We start from the raw sequence: 22,313 nt of genomic DNA, 5'->3' as shown, positions 1-22,313 counted from the left end.
CAGGGATGGGTTTATGGCGTCCCAAATAATCGACACGAAACAACTCCGGGTTGCAAAGCTGAGTTTCGATGGTAATCAGGAAGAATTTTGCTAATCCTTTTTACCTGATGGATTCGTAGACTGACTTTTTCTACGAATCCATCATTACGGAACGGATCATTTCCCCCAGCTCTGCAAACTCGAATGGTTTTTTAACTGATGCTATAAAGCCATACTCTTCAAAGTTGGCCATAACAGGATCATCTAAATATCCACTGGAAACAACAATCTTCGCATCGCCATCTATTTTTAAGACTTCGCGGGCCGCTTCTCTCCCCCCCATGCCACCCGGAATAGTAAGATCCATAATAACCATGTCAAAAGGTGTTCCAGCATTCATATTGGCCTGATACAAGGCAATGCTCCCCTCCCCGTCAACGGTTTCCTCCACATCATACCCCCGAAAAACAAGCATCTGTCTGACCACGTCCCGTACCGTCTCGTCATCATCCATAATAAGTATCCTGCCCTTCCCATCCTTGAGAACCAACTCCTCTGGTTCATCTTTAATTGATTCTGATTCCCCGGCTGCAGTGAGATAGAGGGTAAATGTAGTGCCATTGCCAACACTGGACACAACGGATATTACGCCATCGTGACGCTTAATAATTGAATGAACCAGGGCAAGTCCAAGACCGCTCCCCTTAACACTATCAAAATTCTGAGTGGTAAAATAAGGATCAAATATTTTATCGATCACATCAGACGGAATGCCATGTCCGGTGTCACTAATGGTTATCTTTAAGTAATTCCCCTTCTTCAACTCCCGGGTATTGATCTCTTGCGAAAAATTTGAACAGTGAATAGTAATATTTCCACCTTCAGGCATCGCCTGTTTACTGTTCATAATCAGATTCTGCATGACCTGACTAATCTGGACAGGATCAATTCTTGCTGCCCAGAGCCCATCTTCAAACTCATACTGAACCTTAACCGCACTGCCGCTTAACGCAAAATCAACAGAATCTTCTATTATCTCAACCAGTGATGCTAAGGTTCGGATCGGTGCCCCACCCCTGGAGAATGTCAAAAGTTTCCTGGTCAGATCCTTTGCCCGCAATGAAGCATCTCTGGCAGGAGCCAGATAGGAATATCCAGGATCTTCCACATCCATCGTTGCCATACTGAGGCTGAGATTGCCGAGGATTGCGGTAATAATATTATTAAAATCATGGGCCAGTCCCCCTGCAAGCACCGCAATGGACTCCATTTTCTGTCCATTCAGCAGCTGCTCTTCCATATGTTTCCGCTCACTGATATCATCTACAACCCAGACAACCCCCTTCAAAAGATCAGGCGGCGAACTGTGATCAATAGCTTTTCCAGACATCAGGCACCACAAAGGCTGGCCGTCTTTTTTTCGTAACTGATATTCAACCTGAATCTGTTCTCCTGAGACAAGCCGTTCATAGTATCGTTGTCCAAACTCCTTGAAGCGTTGTTCGGAAAGGTGGAACTTACGCATCCCCAACCCTACCATCTCCACAGGGGTATCGTATCCCATAAAATCGGCAAGCCTTTGATTGCAACGAGCCAGTATTCTCCCTCCTCGTAACAACATAATCCCTGCCATTGAATTCTCAAATATGGTCTCAAACTCATCGGTTTTCTGCTGCAACTGTTTCTCAGAAAGAAATAATGACTGGATATGGGTTGCATTTTTGATGGTTGTGGCGGACTGATTGGCAAAAATCCTGGCAAGAGATTTTTGCTCCTCTGCAAAAAGTCTCTTCTTTTTGGTGTGCCCTATGAGAACACCAAAAACCTTTGCATTATGTATCATTGGGGCAGCAATGGCAGAAGTGATGTTGTTTTCCCGGATAACATCGGGAACAGAAAATCGCACTTCTGTCTGAAAATCCTCCACCGTTTCCAACTGCTGACTCTGAAGAACCCTGCCAGGAAGACCCAATCCCTTCTGCACCGTAAAAGACCCTATCAGTGATTTTGAAAAGCCAATTGTGTCACAAATTGTACAGCTCTGCTGATCGGGGTTGACTAGAAACAAAGTCGTAAAATCAAGATCTAACAAATTTTTAAACAGATGGAGGGAACTTCTATAGACATCTTTTAATTCAGTTGCCACACCAAGTTGAGATGAGAAATCAATTATTTGATCAAAAACATATTTACTGTTATCAAGTTTTTGCTGAATTCTATGCAATTGTGTGTGTAATCGTTCATTTTCAGCCTGCAAACTATTCAATGTTTTCATGGAGTTCAGCAAATATGCCTATTAAGGCAGGATGTTTTAAAAAAAACAAACAATTTCAAGTAATTCAATTCACACTGACATTGAAAATGTTATCATACTACAAACTTGATGGTCAACCGCTTATTCGTGGTTTTAAGCATTCTTTGAAGTAAGCACCGCATTGTGATATACTCTGGTTCATTGTGGAGTGTCCTTTTTAGGGTTTACCCTCCATTTCAATATGCGGCTATCAGGAAATCATATAGTAGCGAATGTTTCTTACGCTCTGTTTTTTTGTGGGATATTCTGCGCTCAGTCTCTAAGTTTACAAAACTTTGAGACAATATCCTTTTTGTATACTGCGGAAAGTAATAAACACCCAGAAATTTCACTAATACCTTAATGACTCCTTTCTCTTCCTTCTTGCAGACAAGCATTCTTCTTTCACTATTCGTGATTCTTTGCGGCAACGCAGGAGCCACCACCGAAGAATCACGAAAAACACTGATTCTTGGCCAGTCCTGTGCCTTAAGTGGACCTGCAAAAAATCTTGGCCTGAAAATGAGAGCCGGAATACAGGCAGCCTTTGCTGAAATTAATGATAATGGAGGCATAAAAGGACAGACGATTCACCTGCGTAGTAAAGATGATGGCTACGAACCGGACCGGGCGATCAAAAACACCCTGGAGCTTATTCAAGACGATCAGGTTTTTCTTCTCATTGGTGAAGTCGGCACCCCCACTTCCAAGGCAGTTATTCCCATCATTGAACAGTATAAGGTTCCTTTTTTTGCACCACTTACCGGGGCAGAGCTGCTCAGAACCCCACCAAACCCCTATATTATCAATATTCGGGGCAGTTACTATCAGGAGATGGAATCTCTGGCAGCCTACCTTATTGACTCCCTGAGACTTAAGCGTATTTCCTGTTTCTACCAAAATGACAGTTATGGATTTGCTGGGCTTGAAGGTATAAAACTCGCCCTGCAGAAACGAAAACTGCAACTTGTATCCGTGGCCAGTTACGAAAGAAATACCGTAGCAGTCATGGGAGGCCTCAGGGAGATATACAAGGAATCACCGGAAGCAGTTGTTCTCATTGGAACCTATGCCGCCTGTGCCGAATTTATAAAGCTCAGCAAAGCCAAACAACCGGGCCAAAGAATTTACGGCAACATATCCTTTGTTGGTACTGAAAGCCTGAAAGAAGCTCTGGGACAGTACGGTGAAGATGTCATTGTCTCGCAGGTTGTTCCCTTTCCCTGGGACGATCGGGTTCCACTTGTTCGCAAATATCAACAGGCCATGCACAAATACCAGCGCAACCATCCATTAGGTTTTATCAGCCTGGAAGGCTACATTGCGGGAAAACTTTTTGCCTCCATCGCAGAAGCAGTTCCTGGTGAACTCACACGGGAAAAATTCATCCAGACCATACAAAAAACTGGCATCTTTAATCTGGGGGGAGTTCTCCTTCATTTTGGTGAAGAATACCACCAGGGTATGGGCACGATTGAGCTCAGCAGGATTTACCCGACCATTCAAAAACTCAACACAGATGAATAGGCGGCAAGCAGCAACCCTGCAGGTAAGACAATGAAGTCATCACGCAGACGACCATCCCTGGCATCAGCACCCTTTCGGGCAGCATTTCTTGTCCTCCTCGCACTCGCTCTCCTCATAGCGATATTCTGGAGTATCAATGAGTACCAGAACCACCTCCAGAGTATTGCCAACATAGAGCAAAACTACAAAAAACTTTATCTGGAGAGGGTAGAGGAAGAACTTGGAAATGTCCTGGAATTTATAAGTCAACAACGCACCCAGGCGGTATTTCGCGTTGAAGATGAATTACGCATAAAAGTTCAATCTGCATACACCATTGCCTCACATATCTACCAGATGCATAAAGAAACCCTGGACAGCGACCAATTGCGTTCCATGGCGGCAGAGACCCTCCGCCCCATCCGTTGGCACAATGGCAGGGCTTATTATTTTGCAGGGACGATCGCCGAAAATACCATTGATCTTTTCGCAGATGACCCACTTCTTGAGGGACAGAACCCCATGGAGGTGAGAGGCCAGAGATACAAGGTGATTTTCCAGGATATTATGAGAATTATACAGGAAAAGGGAGCTGGGATGTACCGCAAAGGTGCCAATGCAGAACCAGCTTTTCCTGGTATGAGTTTTATTAAATACTTCAAACCATTTGACTGGTATATCGGAGCAGGTACTTCCCGGGAGATCACAAAAACAACAATCCAGGAAGAAATACTTACCACTGTACAGGGGATGAGGTTCAGCGAAAATGGCCATATTCTCTGTTTTAACTCTAACGGAACTATTCTCAGCCATCCAAACGGTGCCCTCATTGGCAGATCAATCACCGATCTGACAAATAAAAAGAGGGAGAGTTATGGAAAGATGATGCTGGAAACCGGACTTCATAATGAATCCGGTGGCACTTTCCTTTACACATCCTTCGATGCTATTTCAGGCAGAGAACAGCAGCGACTCTCCTTTATCAAACGCTATCCCGACTGGGACTGGATACTTGTTGTTGATATTTCCATGGCTGCCATGGAAAATACCATCGCCAATGAAACGCAAACTGTCACCACAACATCCATCAAAAATGGTTTCATCTTCCTTGGGCTTCTTCTTGTAGCTGTTCTCTTTTTGACAGGCATGGCCTATTACCACTCGGTCAAAACAAAACGTGGTATTAACCTGTTCACCAATTTCTTTAGAAAAGCCGCCCGCACCCATGTAAAGATCAGGAATACCGACTCAACCTTTACTGAATTTGAAAACCTGGCTGAACTTGCCAACACCATGGTGGATGAAATCATCGAAAAGGAACATCTGTTACGACGTGACGAACTGCGCCTCGACACTCTGCTTCAGCTCGGTGAGATGGAAGAGTACAGCATCAGAGACAAGTACGATTTCGTTCTCCACCGAATTATTCAGATTACAGACAGCAGCAGAGGCTATATGGCCCTTGTCAATCAAGCTCAGACGCACTGTACCCTATGTTCTCAGATCAACATTGCCACCGGCAGCATCGGACTCAGCCCGGAAGAGAGCAATCCCCCGTCCCTTCTCACTGAAAGTGGTCTTACTGGTAGTTGTGTACTGCAGAAGAAAACATTTATTTCCAACTCTCCTGACGACCTATCCAGGTATTCTCCCCACCCCTACAAACAAAAGGTGGAGCGTCGTATAGACCTTCCGATACATGACAAGAACACACCAGTCCTGGTGGTCGGAGTATGTGACAGCAGCAGAGAGTATGACCATTCCGATATGCGGCAAATAACTATGCTCCTTGAAGGAATGTGGCTTCATATCCAGAAAACCTGTTCTGAAAAGGAAATGGCAAAGCTGGAGAGACAGATCATTGCCATAGGCGAAGAAGAACGGAGTAAAATTGGCAGGGATCTCCATGACGACCTTGGGTCCCATCTCAGCGGAATTGAGTTGCTAAGTAAAGTTCTGCAGCAAAACCTTGAAAAACAGTCTCCTGAACACGCCAAACAGCTTTCCACCATTCGCAACCTTATCAGAGACGCCATAGAAAAAACGCGGCGACTCTCCCGCGGCCTGTATCCAGTGCATATCATAGAACACGGACTGGAAGCTGCCATCGAAGAATTAATTACTGAAATTAAAGAGCGTTATTCGCTCCCCTGCACCCTCACTTTTGATAATCGGGTTGAACCCCTTGCAAATAGCATCACTCCACATATATACTACATTGTACGAGAGGCTATTTTTAATGCTGCAAAGCATGCTCAACCCAATATGATAGAAATTTCCGTCCTGCACAGCAATAGCTCCTTGACCGTCACCATTATCGATGATGGCTCGGGGATACCGGAGCAGCGGAAGAAAAACGGACTGGGCTTGCATACCATGCAGTATCGGGCAAAGGCAATCGGAGCCACCCTCGAGATACAGGCCAGGGAAGACCGGGGTACGATTATAAGACTTTCGGGAGCAGTTTCCAGATGACATCAAAAATTCTTACAAAAATCCTTATTGTGGATGATCATCCTATTTTCCGCATGGGCATGAAGGAACTGGTAAACCAGGAGGAAGACTTTCGGGTGTGTGCAGTGGCTGAAGACATCCTTGAGGCACGGAAGGCTTTTGCTGCAGAAGCACCCGACATGGCTATTATTGATGTTGCACTTGCCGAAGATAATGGTCTTGATCTGGTTAAGGAATTCAATTCCAGGAACAAAAATTTTCCAATGCTGGTGCTCTCCATGCATGACGAGTCTGTATGGGCAGAGCGTGCCATCCGGGCCGGTGCACGTGGATATGTCATGAAAAAAGAAGCATCGGAATCTGTCATTGCCGCACTTCGCAATATCCGTGAGGGAAAAATCCACGTCAGTAACAATATGGTTTCTCTCCTCCTGAACAAACTACAGATGGGATCGGACAAAGAAAACTTGGCACCAGAATATCAGCTTACCGACAGAGAAATTGAGGTATTCCGACTTATCGGAGCCGGTCTTTCAACACGTGAAATTGCTGAACAAATGGTGCTCGGTATTAAAACCATAGGCACCTATCGTGATAGAATCAAACAAAAACTTGATCTCAAAAATGGCACAGAATTAACCCGTCGTGCAGTTTTATGGACGGATAACGAGAATATGCATCCCCTGTAATTGAGATGCATACTTTGCAAGGAGAACATTACAATGGCTCATAAAAGGGCAGATGTCAGAGTTCCGATCAGTGGCGAAGTTGTTCTGTCAGATAACAATGGCATACGTATCACGACCAGTGCCAGAGATATAAGCCCCGGTGGCTTTGGTGTAAAAAACCCCTCCACCCCTCTTGAGGAAACCTTGTATCAAGTCAGAATATACACTGAAACAGGAAAGGACATTCAGCTCAAAGCTACTCTTGTCCATAAAAGCAGGCAAACCACAGGTTTTAAAACTTCCGAGATAAACACTAGAAATCAGCAGATCATCTCAGAGCTTATTGCAGAATTCCAGACCACAGACGAATTTATCAAGCAGATAGATCAGCACGACCTGCTGCAACAGAAGTATATAGATGACGATGGCAATGAGATTTCTGTTACTTTTGATAGAGACAGTGACGAATAGTATCTCAAAAGTGTAGGGCACTTCCCTACACCAAGGACAGCTTTTGCCTTACAAGAAAAAAGGGTCTCTCCCGATTTCTTTCCTTTCAGGTTTACGGTACAATCATTTTGTTTGTAAGTACTGCTTCTCCAAAGAAAAAACTTTTTCCACCACAACGAGAAAGACTCTGACATGCTGATACTCATACGTACAACAGGAAATGCGTTATTCTCAACAGCCACCCCCGCAACCACTGCTTATTAAGGAAGAAACAGTAATGGAAAAATTTTCAGGCTACTTTCTCTGCTCCGGAACGGGTGCAGACTCAGATTATTTCTCTGCAGCTGTTACCAGTCATCCTGGTGCCGTACCATGTACTGCAAACAGCCTGGAAAAAACTGTTCTCCTGGCCGGAGGATTCTCCACGATCCACCCTGACTCGTCATTTCCCCTGTCTTCAACCCTGCAGCTCAATGGTGACCTGACGGATGCGGACGACACAAAGATGATGTCCCTGGCACGCGCTGAATTCGGACGCCATGGCAGTCAGTACTACAAATCCTATACCCGTGAGCCTGACACCCGCGTTACCGTTATGGGAAAAGATACCGATTCCCTGAACAGCTTTCTGGATACCTATGGCGGCGTGCTGCAGATAGACCCCATACTCACCAAGGGCTATGACCCTGAATTAACAACAGCTCAGGAATTACATATACATCGTAAAAACAACGGGTTTAAGATCAACTTCACCGTCAGACAGCCCGTGGACCTAAGCCGATGTACCTACTGCGGCGCATGTGGCCCTGCCTGTCCGGAACACTGCCTTTCGGAACAGCTCTTTCTTGATTTTTCCCACTGTACTTTTTGCAAAGAATGTCTTGCGGCTTGCCCCCATGACGCCATCGACCTCTACGCTGTTGACAGGCGAGAGCTCATAACTCCTGCCATACTCCTTCTTGACGGGTGCACCATAGATCTACCCGAACAACGAAAAAATATCTACACTGAAGACAGTCTCCCAAAACTCTTTGCATCTATCTACGCCACAGAGGTTGTGGAAGCCATTTCCTGGGAATCTGCCTCCTGCCAGTATAGTGCACGACTTAAAACAGGTTGCACAGCCTGCCTCACCGCCTGTCATCACGGAGCCATCAAACAGAGTTCACAGGGGGTGCAGATAGACCACTTTGCCTGTTTGGAGTGTGGTGCCTGTCTTGCCAGTTGCCCCACGGGATCACTCCAATACAGACGTTTTGATGATGTTGCTTTTGTAGAATACTTCAGGGGCTTCCCCCTCACTCCCGGAACAACCGTTGTTATCGGAAATGAAAGAGAGCTGCACAGACACTGGTGGCACAGCAGGGGCAGAAAACATACAAATGTTTTTTTCATGGAATATCCGACAACTCCTGCACTACATGCCATGCACTTTCTGATGTTGTATGCCATGGGAGCAAAACAGATTCTTGTACTCAGCAAGGACAGTTCCCATACAGAAGCACAAATGACCTTAAGCAATGCAATTTTACAAACCCTCTTCAAGCAGGATGAGGTTATCCGCTTGACAACTGTATCTGAACTGGAAGCCATTCTTGACGAGACCGGCGGCCAAGACATACTGGCACATCTCTACCATGATTTTTCCTTCAGCGGCCGCAGAAAGAAACTTATAGACATTATCCAGTTTCTTCGGCAGCAGAGTGATGCTGAACCCGCAACAATCGCCACAGAATATTTTGGAGAAATCATTTGTGACCAGGACAGGTGTACCCAGTGCATTGCCTGTGTCAATGAGTGTCGTATGGAGGCTCTGGTTGCCGACGGTGCCAGTTACTCTTTGAAGCACACTCCGGTGCAATGCGTACAATGCGGTATCTGTGTCAGTGTCTGCCCGGAACAGGCTCTGACGATAAGCCCGGGACTAGCGCTGCAATCTTCCTTTTTCAGCGAAAAACTCCTCTCCCAGGCGGAACCAGCTAAATGTAAAGGCTGCGGCAAGATATTTGGTACCCGTAAATCACTTGAAAGAGTCATGGCTATTCTTTCCAGCAAAAACATGTGGGACAGTGAGGACGACCTCCTCTCCTACTGCGAAGATTGCCGTGTTATTAACCTCTACCAGTCCAGCGAGAAGGTATAATGGAAACAGACCTCACAGATAGAGACCTCTGCCGGGTACGGCTACGTTTTCTTGATCTCCTGAAATCATTTTTCCAGGACGAACCAGATGCTGACCGCCTCAGCCGCTGGCGGGGTTTTTTTGCTGCACTTGATAAGGAACACATCGACCAGCATCTGGACACCGCTATCCATGAACTCGGAACAACCCTGGCCGCCAAAAGCCTTCAGGAGATCAAAGACGAACACCACTCACTTTTTGTAGATCCTTACTCAAAACAGCTTCTTCCCCTAAATGCTGCCTATTATATAGATGGTAAAAGTTACGGTCCAAGCCTTGCAGATTTTAGGGAAATTCTTAAGCAGGCGCAACTGGTCAAGGAGAGTAAATTCACCGACCCCGAAGACTCTCTACCCATTATGCTCGATGCCTTAATCACCCTTATCAATGAAGAAAAACAGGGGTTAGCGGAGACGCGAGGCATACAGGATCAACTGCTGCTGCACTTTCTTATCCCGACTACAAAACAGATCAGAGAGCGTATCAGCAAAAATAGTGAGGCTGAATTTTATACCAAGTGCATTAACTTCCTTGACGCCTACCTGGAACTTGAACAGGGGCTTCTTGAAAGCGAACCGGAGACGATTCATTAACAATTGTAACAGTTTTTTTACTTAAAGCCCGCACAACGCAGTGTGACGTAGTGCAGCAGCACCCCATAACTCTCTATGGAGGACAAAACGTATGAAACAAAATGATGACAAAAGGCGCTCCTTTCTCAAGCAAATCTTTGCAGGCACCGCGGTGGTTGCAGGGACTGCACTTGTCGGGAGAAAAGCAAAAGCTCAGGAAAGCGCGACGGAAAAGCGTCCCGACGAAGTTTTGTACAAAAAGACAGATTCCTTTAAAAAATATTACGATTCCCTGCGTTAATCAAGAAAGGAGAACCTAAACATGGCTCAACGAAAAATTCGCAGTTCCTCTGCAGTGGGGACAAAGACCAGCCGGGTAACCCTGAATCCCAAGGTTGCCAGGCGTTCATTTCTGAAACTTTCAGCAGCAACGGCGGCTTTAACTGGTGCTGTTATGACGACAAAAATGACAGCAAAAGCAGCCACCCCGGCTGCTGTAAAGGCAGCATACCCTGACTCTAAAATGGTCAAATCCATCTGCACCCACTGTGCTGTTGGTTGTGGAATTAATGCTGAAGTCCAAAACGGAGTCTGGGTCAGACAGGAAGTAGCCCAGGATCACCCGGTCAGTCGTGGTGGCTACTGTTGTAAAGGTGCCTCTGCCATTGACATGGTAACCTCTGAAAAACGGCTTAAAAGCCCTATGAAACGGGTCAACGGAAAGTGGCAGAAGATCTCATGGGATACAGCCATGGATGAAATTGCTGCCAAATTAACAACCATCCGGGATACGGACGGCCCCGATGCCCTACACCTCAACGGTAGTGCCAAAGTCTCCACAGAGATGGCCTATCTGCAACGAAAATTTGCAGCTTTCTGGGGGTCGAACAACGTCGACCACCAGGCGAGGATCTGACACTCTACAACGGTGGCAGGTGTCGCCAATACATGGGGTTACGGAGCAATGACAAACAGTCTCAACGATATGAGACACACCAAATCAATGATTTTTATCGGATCAAATGCAGCTGAGGCACATCCGGTTTCCATGCAGCATATTCTACATGCCAAAGAGGTCAACAACGCACCGATTATTGTCGTTGACCCGCGTTTCACAAAACTTGCAGCCAAGGCGACTGATTTTGTACGCATTCGCCCAGGCACCGACTGTGTTTTCATCATGGGACTAATCAACGAAATCATCCAGAAGGGCTGGGAAGACAAGGAATTTATTCGTACACGTGTCTCCGGTTATCCGGAAATGGTTAAGGTTGCAGCCCATTATACACCGGAAGAAGTTGAAAATGTTACTGGCATTCCGGCGGCCCAGACACGGCACGTTGCCAAGCTTCTGGCTACAAACCGTCCCACTTCACTGACCTGGTGCATGGGTGGAACTCAGCATCATATCGGATCATCCATCACCCGCGCCTTCTGTATCCTGCAGCTGGTACTCGGTAACATGGGCAAATCCGGTGGTGGAACCAATATTTTCCGTGGTCATGACAATGTTCAGGGCGCAACTGATGTGGGCGTTCTGGCCGATACACTGCCAGGCTATTACGGTCTCGCTGATGGCTCCTGGAAACACTGGTGCCGGGTCTGGGATGTTGATTATGATTTCATCGTTTCCAGATTCAAAGAGAAGGAATGGATGAACGCCAAGGGTTTCAGTCTTGCCCGCTGGTATGAAGGGGTACTCGGTGAAGAGAAGATTGATCAGTACACACCGATCAAGGCGATGATCCAATGGGGTTGCGGCTCCAACTCAAACTCCCAGTATGATCGAGTCGTCAGAGCCTATAACAAACTTGATCTCTTTGTCATCGTTGACCCTTTCCCCACCATGGCAGCAGCCACCTGCACCACGGACAACGTTTATCTCCTGCCATGTTCAAGCCAGTATGAGACCTCTGGCTCAGTAACATCGACATCACGGCAGATTCAGTGGCGTGACAAAATCGTTGAACCCATCAATGGCTGCAGAGACGATTACCACATCATGAAAGAGCTTGTGGAACGTCTTGGTTTTGCCGACAAGTTCTATAAAAACATCAAAGAAGTACCTGAAGATATCACCCGTGAGATCAACAAAGGGATGCTGACCATCGGTTATAACGGACAGACTCCTGAACGGATCAAGAAGCACATGGAAAACTGGCACACCTTTGACATCGAAACCCTCGAGGCAAAGGGTGGCCCATGCAATGGTGATTATTATGGTATGCCGTGGCCATGCTGGACCGAAGAACATCCCGGCACACCTATTCTCTATGACATTTCGAAATCAGTGGCCAAAGGTGGTCTTCCGTTCAGAAACCGCTTCGGTCTTGAAAAAACCTATGACATGAGTGGACGTACTGAAAACCAGCTTGCTGCCGAGGGAATTTACAATCCAGGCAGTGAGGTCAAAGGCGGCTATCCTGAATTCAAGGATGTTGTACCAGGCACCAACTGGAAAACCGACCTCTCACAAAAGACCATCAAAGAAGCTATCAAACGCGGTATGGCACCTTTTGGCAATGCCAGAGCTCGTTGCATAGTCTGGAACTTCCCTGATCAAATTCCGATCCATCGGGAACCCCTCCATTCACCACGCCCGGATCTCATTGCCAGCTATCCGACCTACGAGGACAAACCTAATCACTTCAGGGTCAACACACGCTATAAGAGCGAACAGAGTCCGGATCTGGCTGCCAAATTCCCATTCGTACTCACCACTGGCCGTATGGTTGAACACATGGGCGGAGGTGCCGAGACGAGAAGCAATAAGTATCTTTCTGAGCTGCAGCCAGAAATGTATGCGGAAGTCAACCCGGTTACCGGTAACAACCTGGGGGTGCGGGATGGTGAAATGATCTGGATTGAGTCGCCTGAAGGCGGTAAGGTAAAGGTCAAGGCATTTTTCACCGAACGTGTTGATGAAAAGACCATCTTCATGCCGTATCATTTCGGAGGAACTCTCATGGGGGAATCCATTGCCGGTAATTATCCCGAAGGCCATGCGCCCTATGTGGCTGGCGATGCAGCCAATGTCTGTACCAACTATGGGTATGACATTGTTACCCAGATTCAGGCAACTAAAGACGGTCTGTGTAAAATCAGCCGAGCATAGGAGGAATACTAGATGGGACGCATGAAATTTTTATGTGACATAGAACGTTGCATTGACTGCGGCGGCTGCGTGGTGGCCTGTAAGGAAGGTAACCATATACCGGTTGGTGTAAACAGACGCAGGGTTATAACCATAGGCCAGGGAAAACCTGGAGAAAAATCAATATCAGTCGCCTGCATGCACTGCTCGGATGCACCGTGTATCGCTGTCTGTCCAGTGGACTGTATTTATCAACGTGATGACGGCATTGTGCTTCACGACAAGGAGACCTGTATTGGCTGCGGATACTGTTTTATGGCCTGTCCATTCGGAGCCCCACAGTTCCCCAGCGGGCAGGTCTTCGGTGCCCGTGGTGCCATGGACAAATGCACCTTCTGTGCCGGTGGCCCCGAAGAAACGTTTAGTGATAAAGAGCAGAGACTCTATGGTCAGAATCGGATCGCCGAAGGAAAGGTACCTCTCTGTGCCGGAATGTGTGCCACCAAATCGCTGATCGCAGGTGATGCTGATGAAGTTGCCGATGTATATCGGGAACGAGTCTTTAAGCGTGGCTCCGGTGCAAATGCATGGGGATGGAATAAAGCCTATAATAAGAAGTAATAGTTCCCGATGGATCTTGCCCGCATCGTGACAGACGATCACAGACAGAAAAACGTACTGTGATCGTCTGCTACTTGTTAACTCCGATCCATTGAGAACGATTACGTAACAAACTCATTGCGAGGATGCTTATGAAGAAAATTATTCTTCCAGGCTGCATTCTATTTTTGACAATGGCTGGACTGGCCATTGCCCAATCATCGGGGCAGCTACCGAAAGCTGTTGGATCGGAACCGTTGCTCACTGTTGCGTATCAGCAGATTAATGCGAATTTCACGGGAGAGTGGCAGCAGTATGGCCAACTTTTCACCAATCTGCAGCAGTTTCTATTTCCGAGACTGTTTCTTCTGGTGATCACCATTGTTCCTGTTATATTTTTTTTCCACTACATTGCAATCGGCCCCATGGTCTTTGACCATAGTGGCAAGCAGGTCTACTGCTACAACCTCTTTGTCCGTATTGTTCACTGGTGCGCTGCTCTCTCATTCAGCCTGCTGGTGATCACCGGACTTATGATCATCTATGCCTCACTCCTTGGCGGAGGGGCAATCGGTATAATGGCCCGCACCATCCATCTGCTCTCTGCAGTGGTATTTGCAGGATTTGCAGTTTTTATGTTTCTGGTCTGGATTAAAGATATGCTCCCCGCTCTTTATGATCTGAAGTGGATGATAATTATGGGCGGTTATCTGAGTAAGGAGAAGAAACCGGTTCCTGCAGGGAAATTCAATGCGGGGCAAAAAATGTGGTTCTGGCTGGCAACTCTTGGTGGGGCTGTCATGGCCGTCACAGGGTATTTTCTCTATTCTTTTCCTGCAAACATTGACACTCTCCGCCTTTCAGCGGTTATTCACAACTTCCTTGGCGCTGCCATGATAGCCATGTTTATTATCCACGTATACATGTCCATGGCTGCAATCAAAGGTGCTTTAGGAAGCATGATCAGCGGTTATAAAGCTGAGGCCGAGTTAAAAATACTCCACTCGAAATTCAAGTATTAAAATCCTCCCTTTTTCTCCATCTGCCTTTTTTGTGTCACTTAAGAGGCGGATGGGGATCTCCCCCGTCAACAGAACACCTTGTCCATTTTTTTTACACTCCCTCCTGTCTCTCCGTTTCAGAAGTGCACATAAATTAGACACCTCTCTTTTCGCACATCTTGAAACATCAGACACCATACTTTTTTTATTACATAAATTTATATGGTTAGACAAGACAATGAAACTAAAATCCCGGCATGGCACGCTACATGCTAAGTAAAAGGCAGAGTCGATATTGACAAAGCCCGTTTTGAGTATTTCAAAACAAACATCAACCTACTAAGGAGAACCACCATGAAAATGAAAAGAAATATTGTAGCAGCAGCTATGGCCCTTTCACTTGTAGCAGGCGTTGCTCTGGCGACAACCACAGCTACTCCAGACCCTCAGATCCCTGCTGCTGGTCCTGGCTACGGAAGAATGAATGGTCAGGGAATGATGAACGGACAGGGTCCAGGCAGTATGCGGGGACAGGGAATGATGGGCAACAATGGTCAGGATTGTTTTCGTGATAACGCTGGTCCCTGTATGGGAATGGGACACAAGGGAATGAAGCAGGGCAGATGTTACAAAAATCGCGGCGGCGCGATGATGAACCCAGAAATGGTTGAAAAAAGGAATGCGTTTCTCGATGCAACCGTAGAGCTCCGCAAACAGATCCATGACAAACAGTTCGCCTATAGAGAAGCAACCCGTAACCCCGCAATGACCCAAGGTGAACTGCAGGCACAGGAAAAAGAAATCTTCACCATGCGACAGGAACTGCAAGCCAAGCGCCAGGCAGCTTTTGCTGCAGAATAATTTTACAGAGTACGGCAAGGACACAAATACCGGTGTTGAACGATAAGCACGCCGGTACCCAGTTCAGTATCTCTTAAGAGGTGAAAGGTCGTGGTTCTGATATCACACACGACTTTTCGCCTTTTTTTATGTTATACTGTGTTTTTAATGAAACAAATAGCCAACCATCTCAAAGTACATATCCTCAGTAAGACAGTATCCTATGATGCCTTCCACTCACCAGCCATTTAAATTCTCAAAACCCGCTCTTGTACTCATCCTTGCAAGTTGCCTCCTGGCTGTTATCCTTGCATTTACAACCGTTCGCAACCTCAACCGTGAACAGCGCCTCCTTGAGAATTCCCTCCTCCAGCAGGGCCTGACCCTGATACGTTCTTTTGAAGCGGGAGCAAGAACATCAATGATGCACTACATGAGCGGAAGTAACCCCCTCGAAACTCTGGTTGAAGAGACAACCAAAGAAGAGAGCGTCGTTTACATTCGCATTCTTCACGAGAATGGTGAAAGCGTTGCCGAAGCAGGCGACCTTCCCCCACCAATAGACAAAGAGGAGGTTCAACGAATACTTGACGCAGAATCACCAGTCACCCGGACAATACCGGAAAAAAGTGTATTTGAACTGGCAAGAATTTTTGAGCCACTTCCACCACTTATGCCAAGACGCGGCAGGAAACCTACGCCATCGTCACCATCCAATTCCATGCGTGGCAAAATGTATCAACATATGCAGATGATGCAGGAGGAAATGCAGAACAAAGGCCGTCAATTAATCGTGGTTGGTCTGGGAACCAGCGCCTTCGACACTGCGCGGCAGGAAGACAAAACCCGGGCGCTCCTTATGGGAGCCCTCCTCTTTTTACTCGGGAGTGCTGGACTGTATTTTCTTTTTCTCTATCAGAGCATTCGAGTTGGTAAATCTACCCTGGTCAATATGCAGCTCTATACTGACAATGTTATCGAAAGCATGCCGGCCGGACTTATTACCCTGAACAGCAGCAATGCCATCGTTTCCTGTAATAAAAAGGCAGAACAGTTGCTTTCCCGTCGTTTTTCAGAGATGAATAACTTGCAACCTCAGGAACTTTTCTCTTCCTTTACGGATGATCAGCAGCAGGATCAACTGCTCATCGAGAGTGATGTCCTTTGTCACAACCCACTGGGGGAAGATATCCCGGTTAAACTCTCAACCTCACCTCTTTTAGACCATAATGGAAAAAAGACAGGACTGGTGATTATCCTAAGAGACATGCGGGATATCAGAAAAGTTGAACAGCAACTCGAACTTTCCAGGCGACTTGCCTCATTGGGAAAAATGGCGGCCGGAGTCGCTCATGAAATACGAAACCCCTTAGGAACACTGCGCGGTTTTGCGCAATACTTTGGCACCAGGTCGGAACCTGGCAGTGATGGAAAAAAATATGCTGACCTCATGGTCTCCGAAGTGGATCGTCTCAATCAGACAATTTCCAGCCTTCTCCAGTTTGCAAGAGCACGTGAACCTCAGCGTATACAAGTGAAAGCAGAGGAACTGTTTGGAAAGCTTTCCAGTCTGATGGAAGTGGATTTTGCGGCACATCAGATCGATTTCCAGAAGGACTATGACTCAGAACTAGTATTCAATGCAGATCCGGACCTCCTCCTTCAGGTACTTTTGAACTTGCTCAAAAACAGTATCAGCGTAACAGAGAATGGTGGCACAATACTTCTGGCTGCACACAAAAAAAACGACGACATCTGCATCGAGGTGAGCGATACGGGGCATGGTATGACAGATGAGGAGCAGGAAAAACTTTTTGATCCATTTTTTTCAACCCGCAAAGATGGAACAGGGCTCGGTCTTGCCGTGAGTCATCAGATCATAGAACAGCATCACGGACGTATTGAAGTGGAAAGTACACTTGGAAAAGGCACCACCATGAAGATAATCCTTCCCGGAGAACAGGTGTGAGTAAAGCGAATAAAAAGCGAATTCTACTGGTGGATAATGATACTGCCCATCAAACCATGCTAAAAGAGAGCCTCTCCGGGGAAGTTTTTCAGAAAAAGTCTTAGCTTTTGGGAGATTTTCTTGCGTGAAAAATGCGAGAAGTGATCTACTCAATTGAAGAGAACTATAGAAAATCTCAAAAAAAAGATACTTGTTCAAACAAAGGGGACCACTTCTGATTGTCCCCTTTTGCACGTTGTTTTTTGCCTGCTTTTGAAGCACAATCAGTTTAGGCTGATTGATGCTCAGATAAGTCCTATCTGAACATCAATCTTCATCAGGTCTATTTTCGACCAAGAATTAAGTGAAACAACTGTCCACCCAGAAGTGGCAGAAGGCTCATTGCCAAGACTAGGGCCAGGCCAATAAATCCAGGGTTTGCAAGCCTGAGAATATTTGCCATAAATGGAACATACAGGGCCAACATAAGAAGCACTGTACAAAGAGCAAGTGCTCCCCAGATAAAAGGGTTTTTAATAATACCATTGTTTAGAACCCCTGAGTTGCGTTCCCGCATGTTAAATACATGCCAGAGTTGAGCAAAAGCCAGGGTCAGAAAAGATATGGTGACAGACTCTTTTTCTGGTAAATTCAAAGTGTTGAGTGAAATGTAAAAAGCACCAAGAACGGCACAAGTCATGATTGCTCCATAGCCTGAAACAGCGAACCAGTGTATTTTAGACATGATGGGTTCACGCTTGTCCCGCGGTTTGTTTTTCATAATATTGTCGTTCTCTTCTCCAGCTGCAAGGGCAAGGGCAGGGAAAACATCGGTGACGATATTGAGAAAAAGAATCTGTAGGGGGAGAAGTGGCAGAGGCATGCCGAGTAACATCGCACAGGTGACTGTCATCACTTCACTGAGATTACAGGACAGGAGATAAATGACAAACGCCCGAATGTTTTTGAAAATAATCCTGCCCTGTTTAACAGCATGAACAATTGAAGCAAAGGAATCGTCCTTAAGAATCATGTCGGATGCTTCCCTGGCAACCTGTGTGCCACGAAGTCCCATGGCGATACCAATGTCAGCCTTTTTCAAAGCAGGAGCATCATTCACTCCGTCTCCGGTCATCGCAACAATTGCATGTCTTTCCTGGTGAAAGGCTATCAGGTCAAGCTTCTGGCTTGGGCTGACCCTTGCAAAAAGCTGTGCTGAAGCAATTCTATCTTTCTCGGCTTCAGAAAGGTCTACAAGCCTGCCCAAATCAAGTCCATGAATAACCTGGGCATTATCCTCAGCTACAAGGCCAACGGCTCTCCCTATCGCCTGGGCTGTCACCGCCTGGTCTCCTGTAGCCATGATAACGCGAATCCCGGCTTCGCGACACTGTGCCAATGCCTCTTTTACATCTTCACGGGGTGGATCCATCAACCCGACCAGACCGACAAGCTGAAGTTTGGCGTAAGGTTCCTCCTCCAGATTATTTGACTGCTTTTCAGCCAAAGCCAGAACACGAAGCCCCTTAGCCGCCATTTCTTCATTTAACTGACTCCACTGCTTCCTGTCTTCAGCGGTCAGTGCAGTTCCACCATCCCCCGTGAAGAGTGTGTCACATGCTTCAATAACGCTTTCCGGAGCACCTTTTACAGCTATTCGGTACCCTTCGTCAACACGATGATAAGTTGCCATCATTTTGATATCCGAATCAAAGGATGTTTCTTTGTCTTCAGGGAATTGAACAGCGAGGTCTTCTCTGGTCATACCAGCTTTTACGGCAATCGCAAGAAGGGCAACCTCCAGCGGATCCCCTACGGATTTTACTATAACTCCTTCAGGAGAGAGGGTAATCTCAGCATTGTTGCAGAGGACACCAACTTCAAGAACATGTTGCAGTGCTCTATTGGTTTCAGGGAGAGAAATTTCTCCTGCATCACCAACAAAGGTTTTTTCTTTTTCCGGGGAATTTATATGTATATCAATCGAACCGGTTGCAATGGCAAACTTCACCGCGGTGAGACGATTTTCGGTAAGTGTTCCTGTCTTATCGGTGCAGATAATGCTTGTTGCTCCGAGTGTTTCGACTGCTGATAGCTCCTTTATTAGTGCATTACGTTTGGCCATACGCCATACGCCCCTTGCCAGGGCAATTGTTGCAACAATTGGCAAGCCTTCGGGGATTGAGGCTACAGCAAGGGCAATGCCTGTTTCAATCATCAGGTACAACTCTTGTCCTGCCATTAACCCTGTTACAACGACAAATACTGCAATAATGAGACATACCCAGATAAGCCAGTTTCCGAGCTGATTGAGCCTTTTCTCAAGGGGGGTCGCATCTTCTTTGGTTCCTGCAACCAGAGAGGAAATTTTCCCAAGCTCAGTCTCCATTCCCGTAGCAATGACCACCGCCTCTCCCGAACCTCGAGTAAGGGCCGTACCTTTGAAAAGCATATTATCTCTGTCGGCAAGGGATGTTCCTTCTCCAAGCACTTCCACTGATTTGCCGACAGGGAGGGATTCACCGGTGAGAACAGATTCGTCGGATTGAAGTCTTGAAGCAGTAATGATACGAAGATCAGCGGAGATGACATCGCCACCTTCCAGTATAATAATGTCACCTGGAACAAGGTCGTTGGCGAGAATCTCACTTATCCTGCCATCTCTTCGCACACGTGAGCTGACACTGCCGAGTTTGCGCAGAGCCTCAATGGAACGGGCTCCTTTTAATTCTGTTACAAAACCAATAATAGCGTTAATAACAATAACAATACCAATCGCCAGGCCTTCCACATATTCGCCAAAAGAAAAAGAGAGGAGTGATGCGGCAATAAGGAACACGACAATGAGATTTTTGAACTGATTAATAAAGATCGTCAATGAACTCTTAGACTTAACTTCCCGCAACATATTATGACCAAAGGTCTGTAGACGTGCGCTGGCCTCTGTTGTACTAAGCCCTTGTGAAGGTTCAACCTGAAGTTTTTTGACGGAATCCTCTAAAGAGTCTGCCCATGGTGAATCAGGAATTTGAATTGTTACATTTTCAGTGGAAGGTGTGACAGGATGAATTTTTCCCATTAGTGATTCCCTCGTTTAAAGAGTTGATTGAGTTCCTGCTTTTGTATTATTGGGAGAAAATGGCAAATTATCGAGTGATCCTGCCATGAAAGAGTGGACACTCGGTTAAGTCATTGATAAAAAGACTGACAGGAAGAAATTATGAGTGTTCGGCAACGAAGAAAATATGATTCTGCGCTTCATCAAGTGCAATGCTGTTAAAATTGTCTAAAGAGCCAGGTCGAAGATCTTGAATTATTAAATTATCCCGACTCTGGGTTGGAATAACATTATCCAGTCCAAATTTACCATCAAAAGCCCAGTTAAAAACGAAACATACCAATTATAAATAATATAAACATAGTGATTGCTACTCTGTACTCCATTTTTCTTTCCTAAGGAAAGTACTTAACAATACCGAGAGCGGTATTTAAAACAAAAAACGGTTACTATAGCAATTTTTTTGTTTGGGACAAAACTGCTTACTAAAAGTAATGGACAAATCAGTGCAGTCTATACATTTGCTTACAACTACTTGAGAATATAGGAACTGATTAATCTTCCATTTTTCAACATAAAGCCACAATGATTAATGGCATCAAAAATCTCATTGTCATCCCAACCAACCCCATACAGTTCGTCCAGATCTCTTTTTCCAAATTCTTTAAATCGCAACACCCCTTTTACAGCTTTAATTGCTAAAATTTGAAGTTTCTTTTCAAATGGCACTTTGCTGATATCACCTGATGATTTTATGATTATATCATTGTCATAACCAGCAGATTTCAAAAGATTTGTGTTAAACTGTACACAATATCGATATCCTTCTTGTTGAGCTATATGCAGTCGTAGGAAAGTGAATAGATCAGGATTGATTGTTGGATGTTGCATCAGGCGAATTACATAGTCCAAGGTAATCTCTAATTCATCTGAATTTAATGTCCCCAAAAGTTTAAAATGAGGTGGCACCCCACCAAACTTTTTTTCGAAGACATCAAGCATTGCTTTCAGTTTTTTGGTTGGATTCTCAGGTGGCTTTGCGTCAATAATAAACATAATTTTTCCCTATGGTTCGTGTGTGCTGACGATAGGTGTAGGTACACCTATCATGGTAAAAAAAACTACTTTACGATACTTGCTAAATCATGGAAGGAAGACAAAAGATTGCTCCACTGATCTTTTCCAATTTTTTCTACTATGGTGTTTTGAGCTTGTTGCCATAGGGGAAGAGCAAGATTAAGAATCACTTCTCCCTCTCCAGATAACTGAACGTTTCGTATGCGGTGATCATTACTTTGCTCTAAACTAACATAACTATTTTTTTCAAGTATTTTCAAGTTCCTACTCAATGTTGTCCGGTCCAAATCCAGGGTCTTTGCAAGCTCTGTTATAGAAATTGGTTGTGACAGTTTTATTGCGAGCAACAAAGGGAACTGATTGCCTTTTAGACCAGATGGGGCAATCGTTCTTCTGTAAAAAGATGTTATTACCCTTGCGGTTTTCTGAAAATTATAGGCAACACATTGAGCAGGTATGTTGGATAGTTCCAAGTGTATAGTATTAGAATCGGCCATATGGGTGTATATACACCCATATTAGTCTGTTTGTCAAATTTTCTATTTTTTTCCACGATGATGTATGCTATCTTTTCTCTGTATCTTTCGTATA

At 45.7% G+C, this 22,313-nt stretch carries 16 protein-coding genes; 12 read left to right on the top strand and 4 right to left on the bottom strand.

The window, feature by feature from the left end; translation table 11 throughout:
* Window positions 1-130: 130 nt before the first annotated feature.
* Entirely contained in the window at window positions 131-2,254 is a 2,124-nt protein-coding gene (locus tag UWK_RS06425) for a hybrid sensor histidine kinase/response regulator (protein ID WP_015403545.1), read from the bottom strand.
* 381 nt (window positions 2,255-2,635) lie between these two features.
* Here UWK_RS06425 and UWK_RS06420 point away from each other — a divergent pair, with 381 nt between their 5' ends.
* From UWK_RS06420 to UWK_RS06360, 12 genes are all read left to right on the top strand, one after another.
* Window positions 2,636-3,799: an ABC transporter substrate-binding protein gene (locus UWK_RS06420; RefSeq protein ID WP_015403543.1), complete on the top strand. Its 1,164-nt coding sequence runs from the start codon at window positions 2,636-2,638 to the stop codon at window positions 3,797-3,799.
* A gap of 30 nt (window positions 3,800-3,829) precedes the next feature.
* Complete coding sequence (locus UWK_RS06415) at window positions 3,830-6,253, top strand: cache domain-containing protein (protein WP_015403542.1); 2,424 nt, start codon at window positions 3,830-3,832, stop codon at window positions 6,251-6,253.
* Window positions 6,250-6,921: a response regulator gene (locus UWK_RS06410; protein ID WP_015403541.1), complete on the top strand. Its 672-nt coding sequence runs from the start codon at window positions 6,250-6,252 to the stop codon at window positions 6,919-6,921. The genes UWK_RS06415 and UWK_RS06410 overlap by 4 nt, the downstream gene beginning before the upstream one ends.
* Window positions 6,922-6,954: 33 nt before the next feature.
* Window positions 6,955-7,371, top strand: coding sequence for a PilZ domain-containing protein (locus tag UWK_RS06405; RefSeq protein WP_015403540.1), 417 nt, complete (start codon window positions 6,955-6,957; stop codon window positions 7,369-7,371).
* Window positions 7,372-7,627: 256 nt separating this feature from the next.
* Window positions 7,628-9,493, top strand: coding sequence for a 4Fe-4S binding protein (locus UWK_RS06400; protein ID WP_015403539.1), 1,866 nt, complete (start codon window positions 7,628-7,630; stop codon window positions 9,491-9,493).
* Window positions 9,493-10,125, top strand: a complete 633-nt coding sequence (locus UWK_RS06395) for a TorD/DmsD family molecular chaperone (protein ID WP_015403538.1) — start codon at window positions 9,493-9,495, stop codon at window positions 10,123-10,125. Before UWK_RS06400 ends, UWK_RS06395 begins: the two co-directional genes overlap by 1 nt.
* Window positions 10,126-10,216: 91 nt before the next feature.
* Window positions 10,217-10,405, top strand: a complete 189-nt coding sequence (locus UWK_RS06390; protein ID WP_015403537.1) for a hypothetical protein — start codon at window positions 10,217-10,219, stop codon at window positions 10,403-10,405.
* 21 nt (window positions 10,406-10,426) lie between these two features.
* Window positions 10,427-13,219, top strand: a complete 2,793-nt coding sequence (locus UWK_RS06380) for a formate dehydrogenase subunit alpha (protein ID WP_083907219.1) — start codon at window positions 10,427-10,429, stop codon at window positions 13,217-13,219.
* A gap of 12 nt (window positions 13,220-13,231) precedes the next feature.
* Window positions 13,232-13,819 carry a formate dehydrogenase FDH3 subunit beta gene (gene fdh3B, locus UWK_RS06375; RefSeq protein ID WP_015403536.1) on the top strand — a complete coding sequence of 196 codons (588 nt, stop codon included), beginning with the start codon at window positions 13,232-13,234 and terminating at the stop codon, window positions 13,817-13,819.
* Between the two features lie 131 nt (window positions 13,820-13,950).
* Window positions 13,951-14,820: a formate dehydrogenase subunit gamma gene (locus tag UWK_RS06370; protein WP_015403535.1), complete on the top strand. Its 870-nt coding sequence runs from the start codon at window positions 13,951-13,953 to the stop codon at window positions 14,818-14,820.
* A 333-nt stretch (window positions 14,821-15,153) separates the two neighbouring features.
* Window positions 15,154-15,660, top strand: coding sequence for a hypothetical protein (locus UWK_RS06365; RefSeq protein WP_015403533.1), 507 nt, complete (start codon window positions 15,154-15,156; stop codon window positions 15,658-15,660).
* 202 nt (window positions 15,661-15,862) lie between these two features.
* Window positions 15,863-17,608 carry a two-component system sensor histidine kinase NtrB gene (locus tag UWK_RS06360; protein WP_015403532.1) on the top strand — a complete coding sequence of 582 codons (1,746 nt, stop codon included), beginning with the start codon at window positions 15,863-15,865 and terminating at the stop codon, window positions 17,606-17,608.
* A 322-nt stretch (window positions 17,609-17,930) separates the two neighbouring features.
* Here UWK_RS06360 and UWK_RS06355 read toward each other — a convergent pair whose 3' ends face one another.
* From UWK_RS06355 to UWK_RS06345, 3 genes are all read right to left on the bottom strand, one after another.
* The gene (locus UWK_RS06355; RefSeq protein ID WP_015403531.1) at window positions 17,931-20,666 is read right to left on the bottom strand and encodes a cation-translocating P-type ATPase; all 2,736 of its coding nucleotides are present in this window, start codon (window positions 20,664-20,666) and stop codon (window positions 17,931-17,933) included.
* A 510-nt stretch (window positions 20,667-21,176) separates the two neighbouring features.
* The gene (locus UWK_RS06350) at window positions 21,177-21,701 is read right to left on the bottom strand and encodes a carboxymuconolactone decarboxylase family protein (RefSeq protein WP_015403530.1); all 525 of its coding nucleotides are present in this window, start codon (window positions 21,699-21,701) and stop codon (window positions 21,177-21,179) included.
* Between the two features lie 65 nt (window positions 21,702-21,766).
* On the bottom strand, window positions 21,767-22,219 hold the full coding sequence (locus tag UWK_RS06345; RefSeq protein ID WP_015403529.1) for a MarR family winged helix-turn-helix transcriptional regulator: 453 nt from the start codon (window positions 22,217-22,219) through the stop codon (window positions 21,767-21,769).
* Window positions 22,220-22,313 lie beyond the last annotated feature (94 nt).

It is taken from the genome of Desulfocapsa sulfexigens DSM 10523 (genome assembly GCF_000341395.1).
Taxonomy (GTDB): Bacteria; Desulfobacterota; Desulfobulbia; order Desulfobulbales; family Desulfocapsaceae; genus Desulfocapsa; species Desulfocapsa sulfexigens.
Note: the sequence above shows the minus strand (reverse complement) of the source record. Positions and strands in the feature narration are given on the sequence as shown.

Bases quoted from the DNA above. Each gene is read 5' to 3' on its own strand.
- UWK_RS06425 (WP_015403545.1), bottom strand. From the start codon at position 2,254: ATGAAAACATTGAATAGTTTGCAGGCTGAAAATGAACGATTACACACA.
- UWK_RS06420 (WP_015403543.1), top strand. From the start codon at position 2,636: ATGACTCCTTTCTCTTCCTTCTTGCAGACAAGCATTCTTCTTTCACTA.
- UWK_RS06415 (WP_015403542.1), top strand. From the start codon at position 3,830: ATGAAGTCATCACGCAGACGACCATCCCTGGCATCAGCACCCTTTCGG.
- UWK_RS06410 (WP_015403541.1), top strand. From the start codon at position 6,250: ATGACATCAAAAATTCTTACAAAAATCCTTATTGTGGATGATCATCCT.
- UWK_RS06405 (WP_015403540.1), top strand. From the start codon at position 6,955: ATGGCTCATAAAAGGGCAGATGTCAGAGTTCCGATCAGTGGCGAAGTT.
- UWK_RS06400 (WP_015403539.1), top strand. From the start codon at position 7,628: ATGGAAAAATTTTCAGGCTACTTTCTCTGCTCCGGAACGGGTGCAGAC.
- UWK_RS06395 (WP_015403538.1), top strand. From the start codon at position 9,493: ATGGAAACAGACCTCACAGATAGAGACCTCTGCCGGGTACGGCTACGT.
- UWK_RS06390 (WP_015403537.1), top strand. From the start codon at position 10,217: ATGAAACAAAATGATGACAAAAGGCGCTCCTTTCTCAAGCAAATCTTT.
- fdh3B (WP_015403536.1), top strand. From the start codon at position 13,232: ATGGGACGCATGAAATTTTTATGTGACATAGAACGTTGCATTGACTGC.
- UWK_RS06370 (WP_015403535.1), top strand. From the start codon at position 13,951: ATGAAGAAAATTATTCTTCCAGGCTGCATTCTATTTTTGACAATGGCT.
- UWK_RS06365 (WP_015403533.1), top strand. From the start codon at position 15,154: ATGAAAATGAAAAGAAATATTGTAGCAGCAGCTATGGCCCTTTCACTT.
- UWK_RS06360 (WP_015403532.1), top strand. From the start codon at position 15,863: ATGATGCCTTCCACTCACCAGCCATTTAAATTCTCAAAACCCGCTCTT.
- UWK_RS06355 (WP_015403531.1), bottom strand. From the start codon at position 20,666: ATGGGAAAAATTCATCCTGTCACACCTTCCACTGAAAATGTAACAATT.
- UWK_RS06350 (WP_015403530.1), bottom strand. From the start codon at position 21,701: ATGTTTATTATTGACGCAAAGCCACCTGAGAATCCAACCAAAAAACTG.
- UWK_RS06345 (WP_015403529.1), bottom strand. From the start codon at position 22,219: ATGGCCGATTCTAATACTATACACTTGGAACTATCCAACATACCTGCT.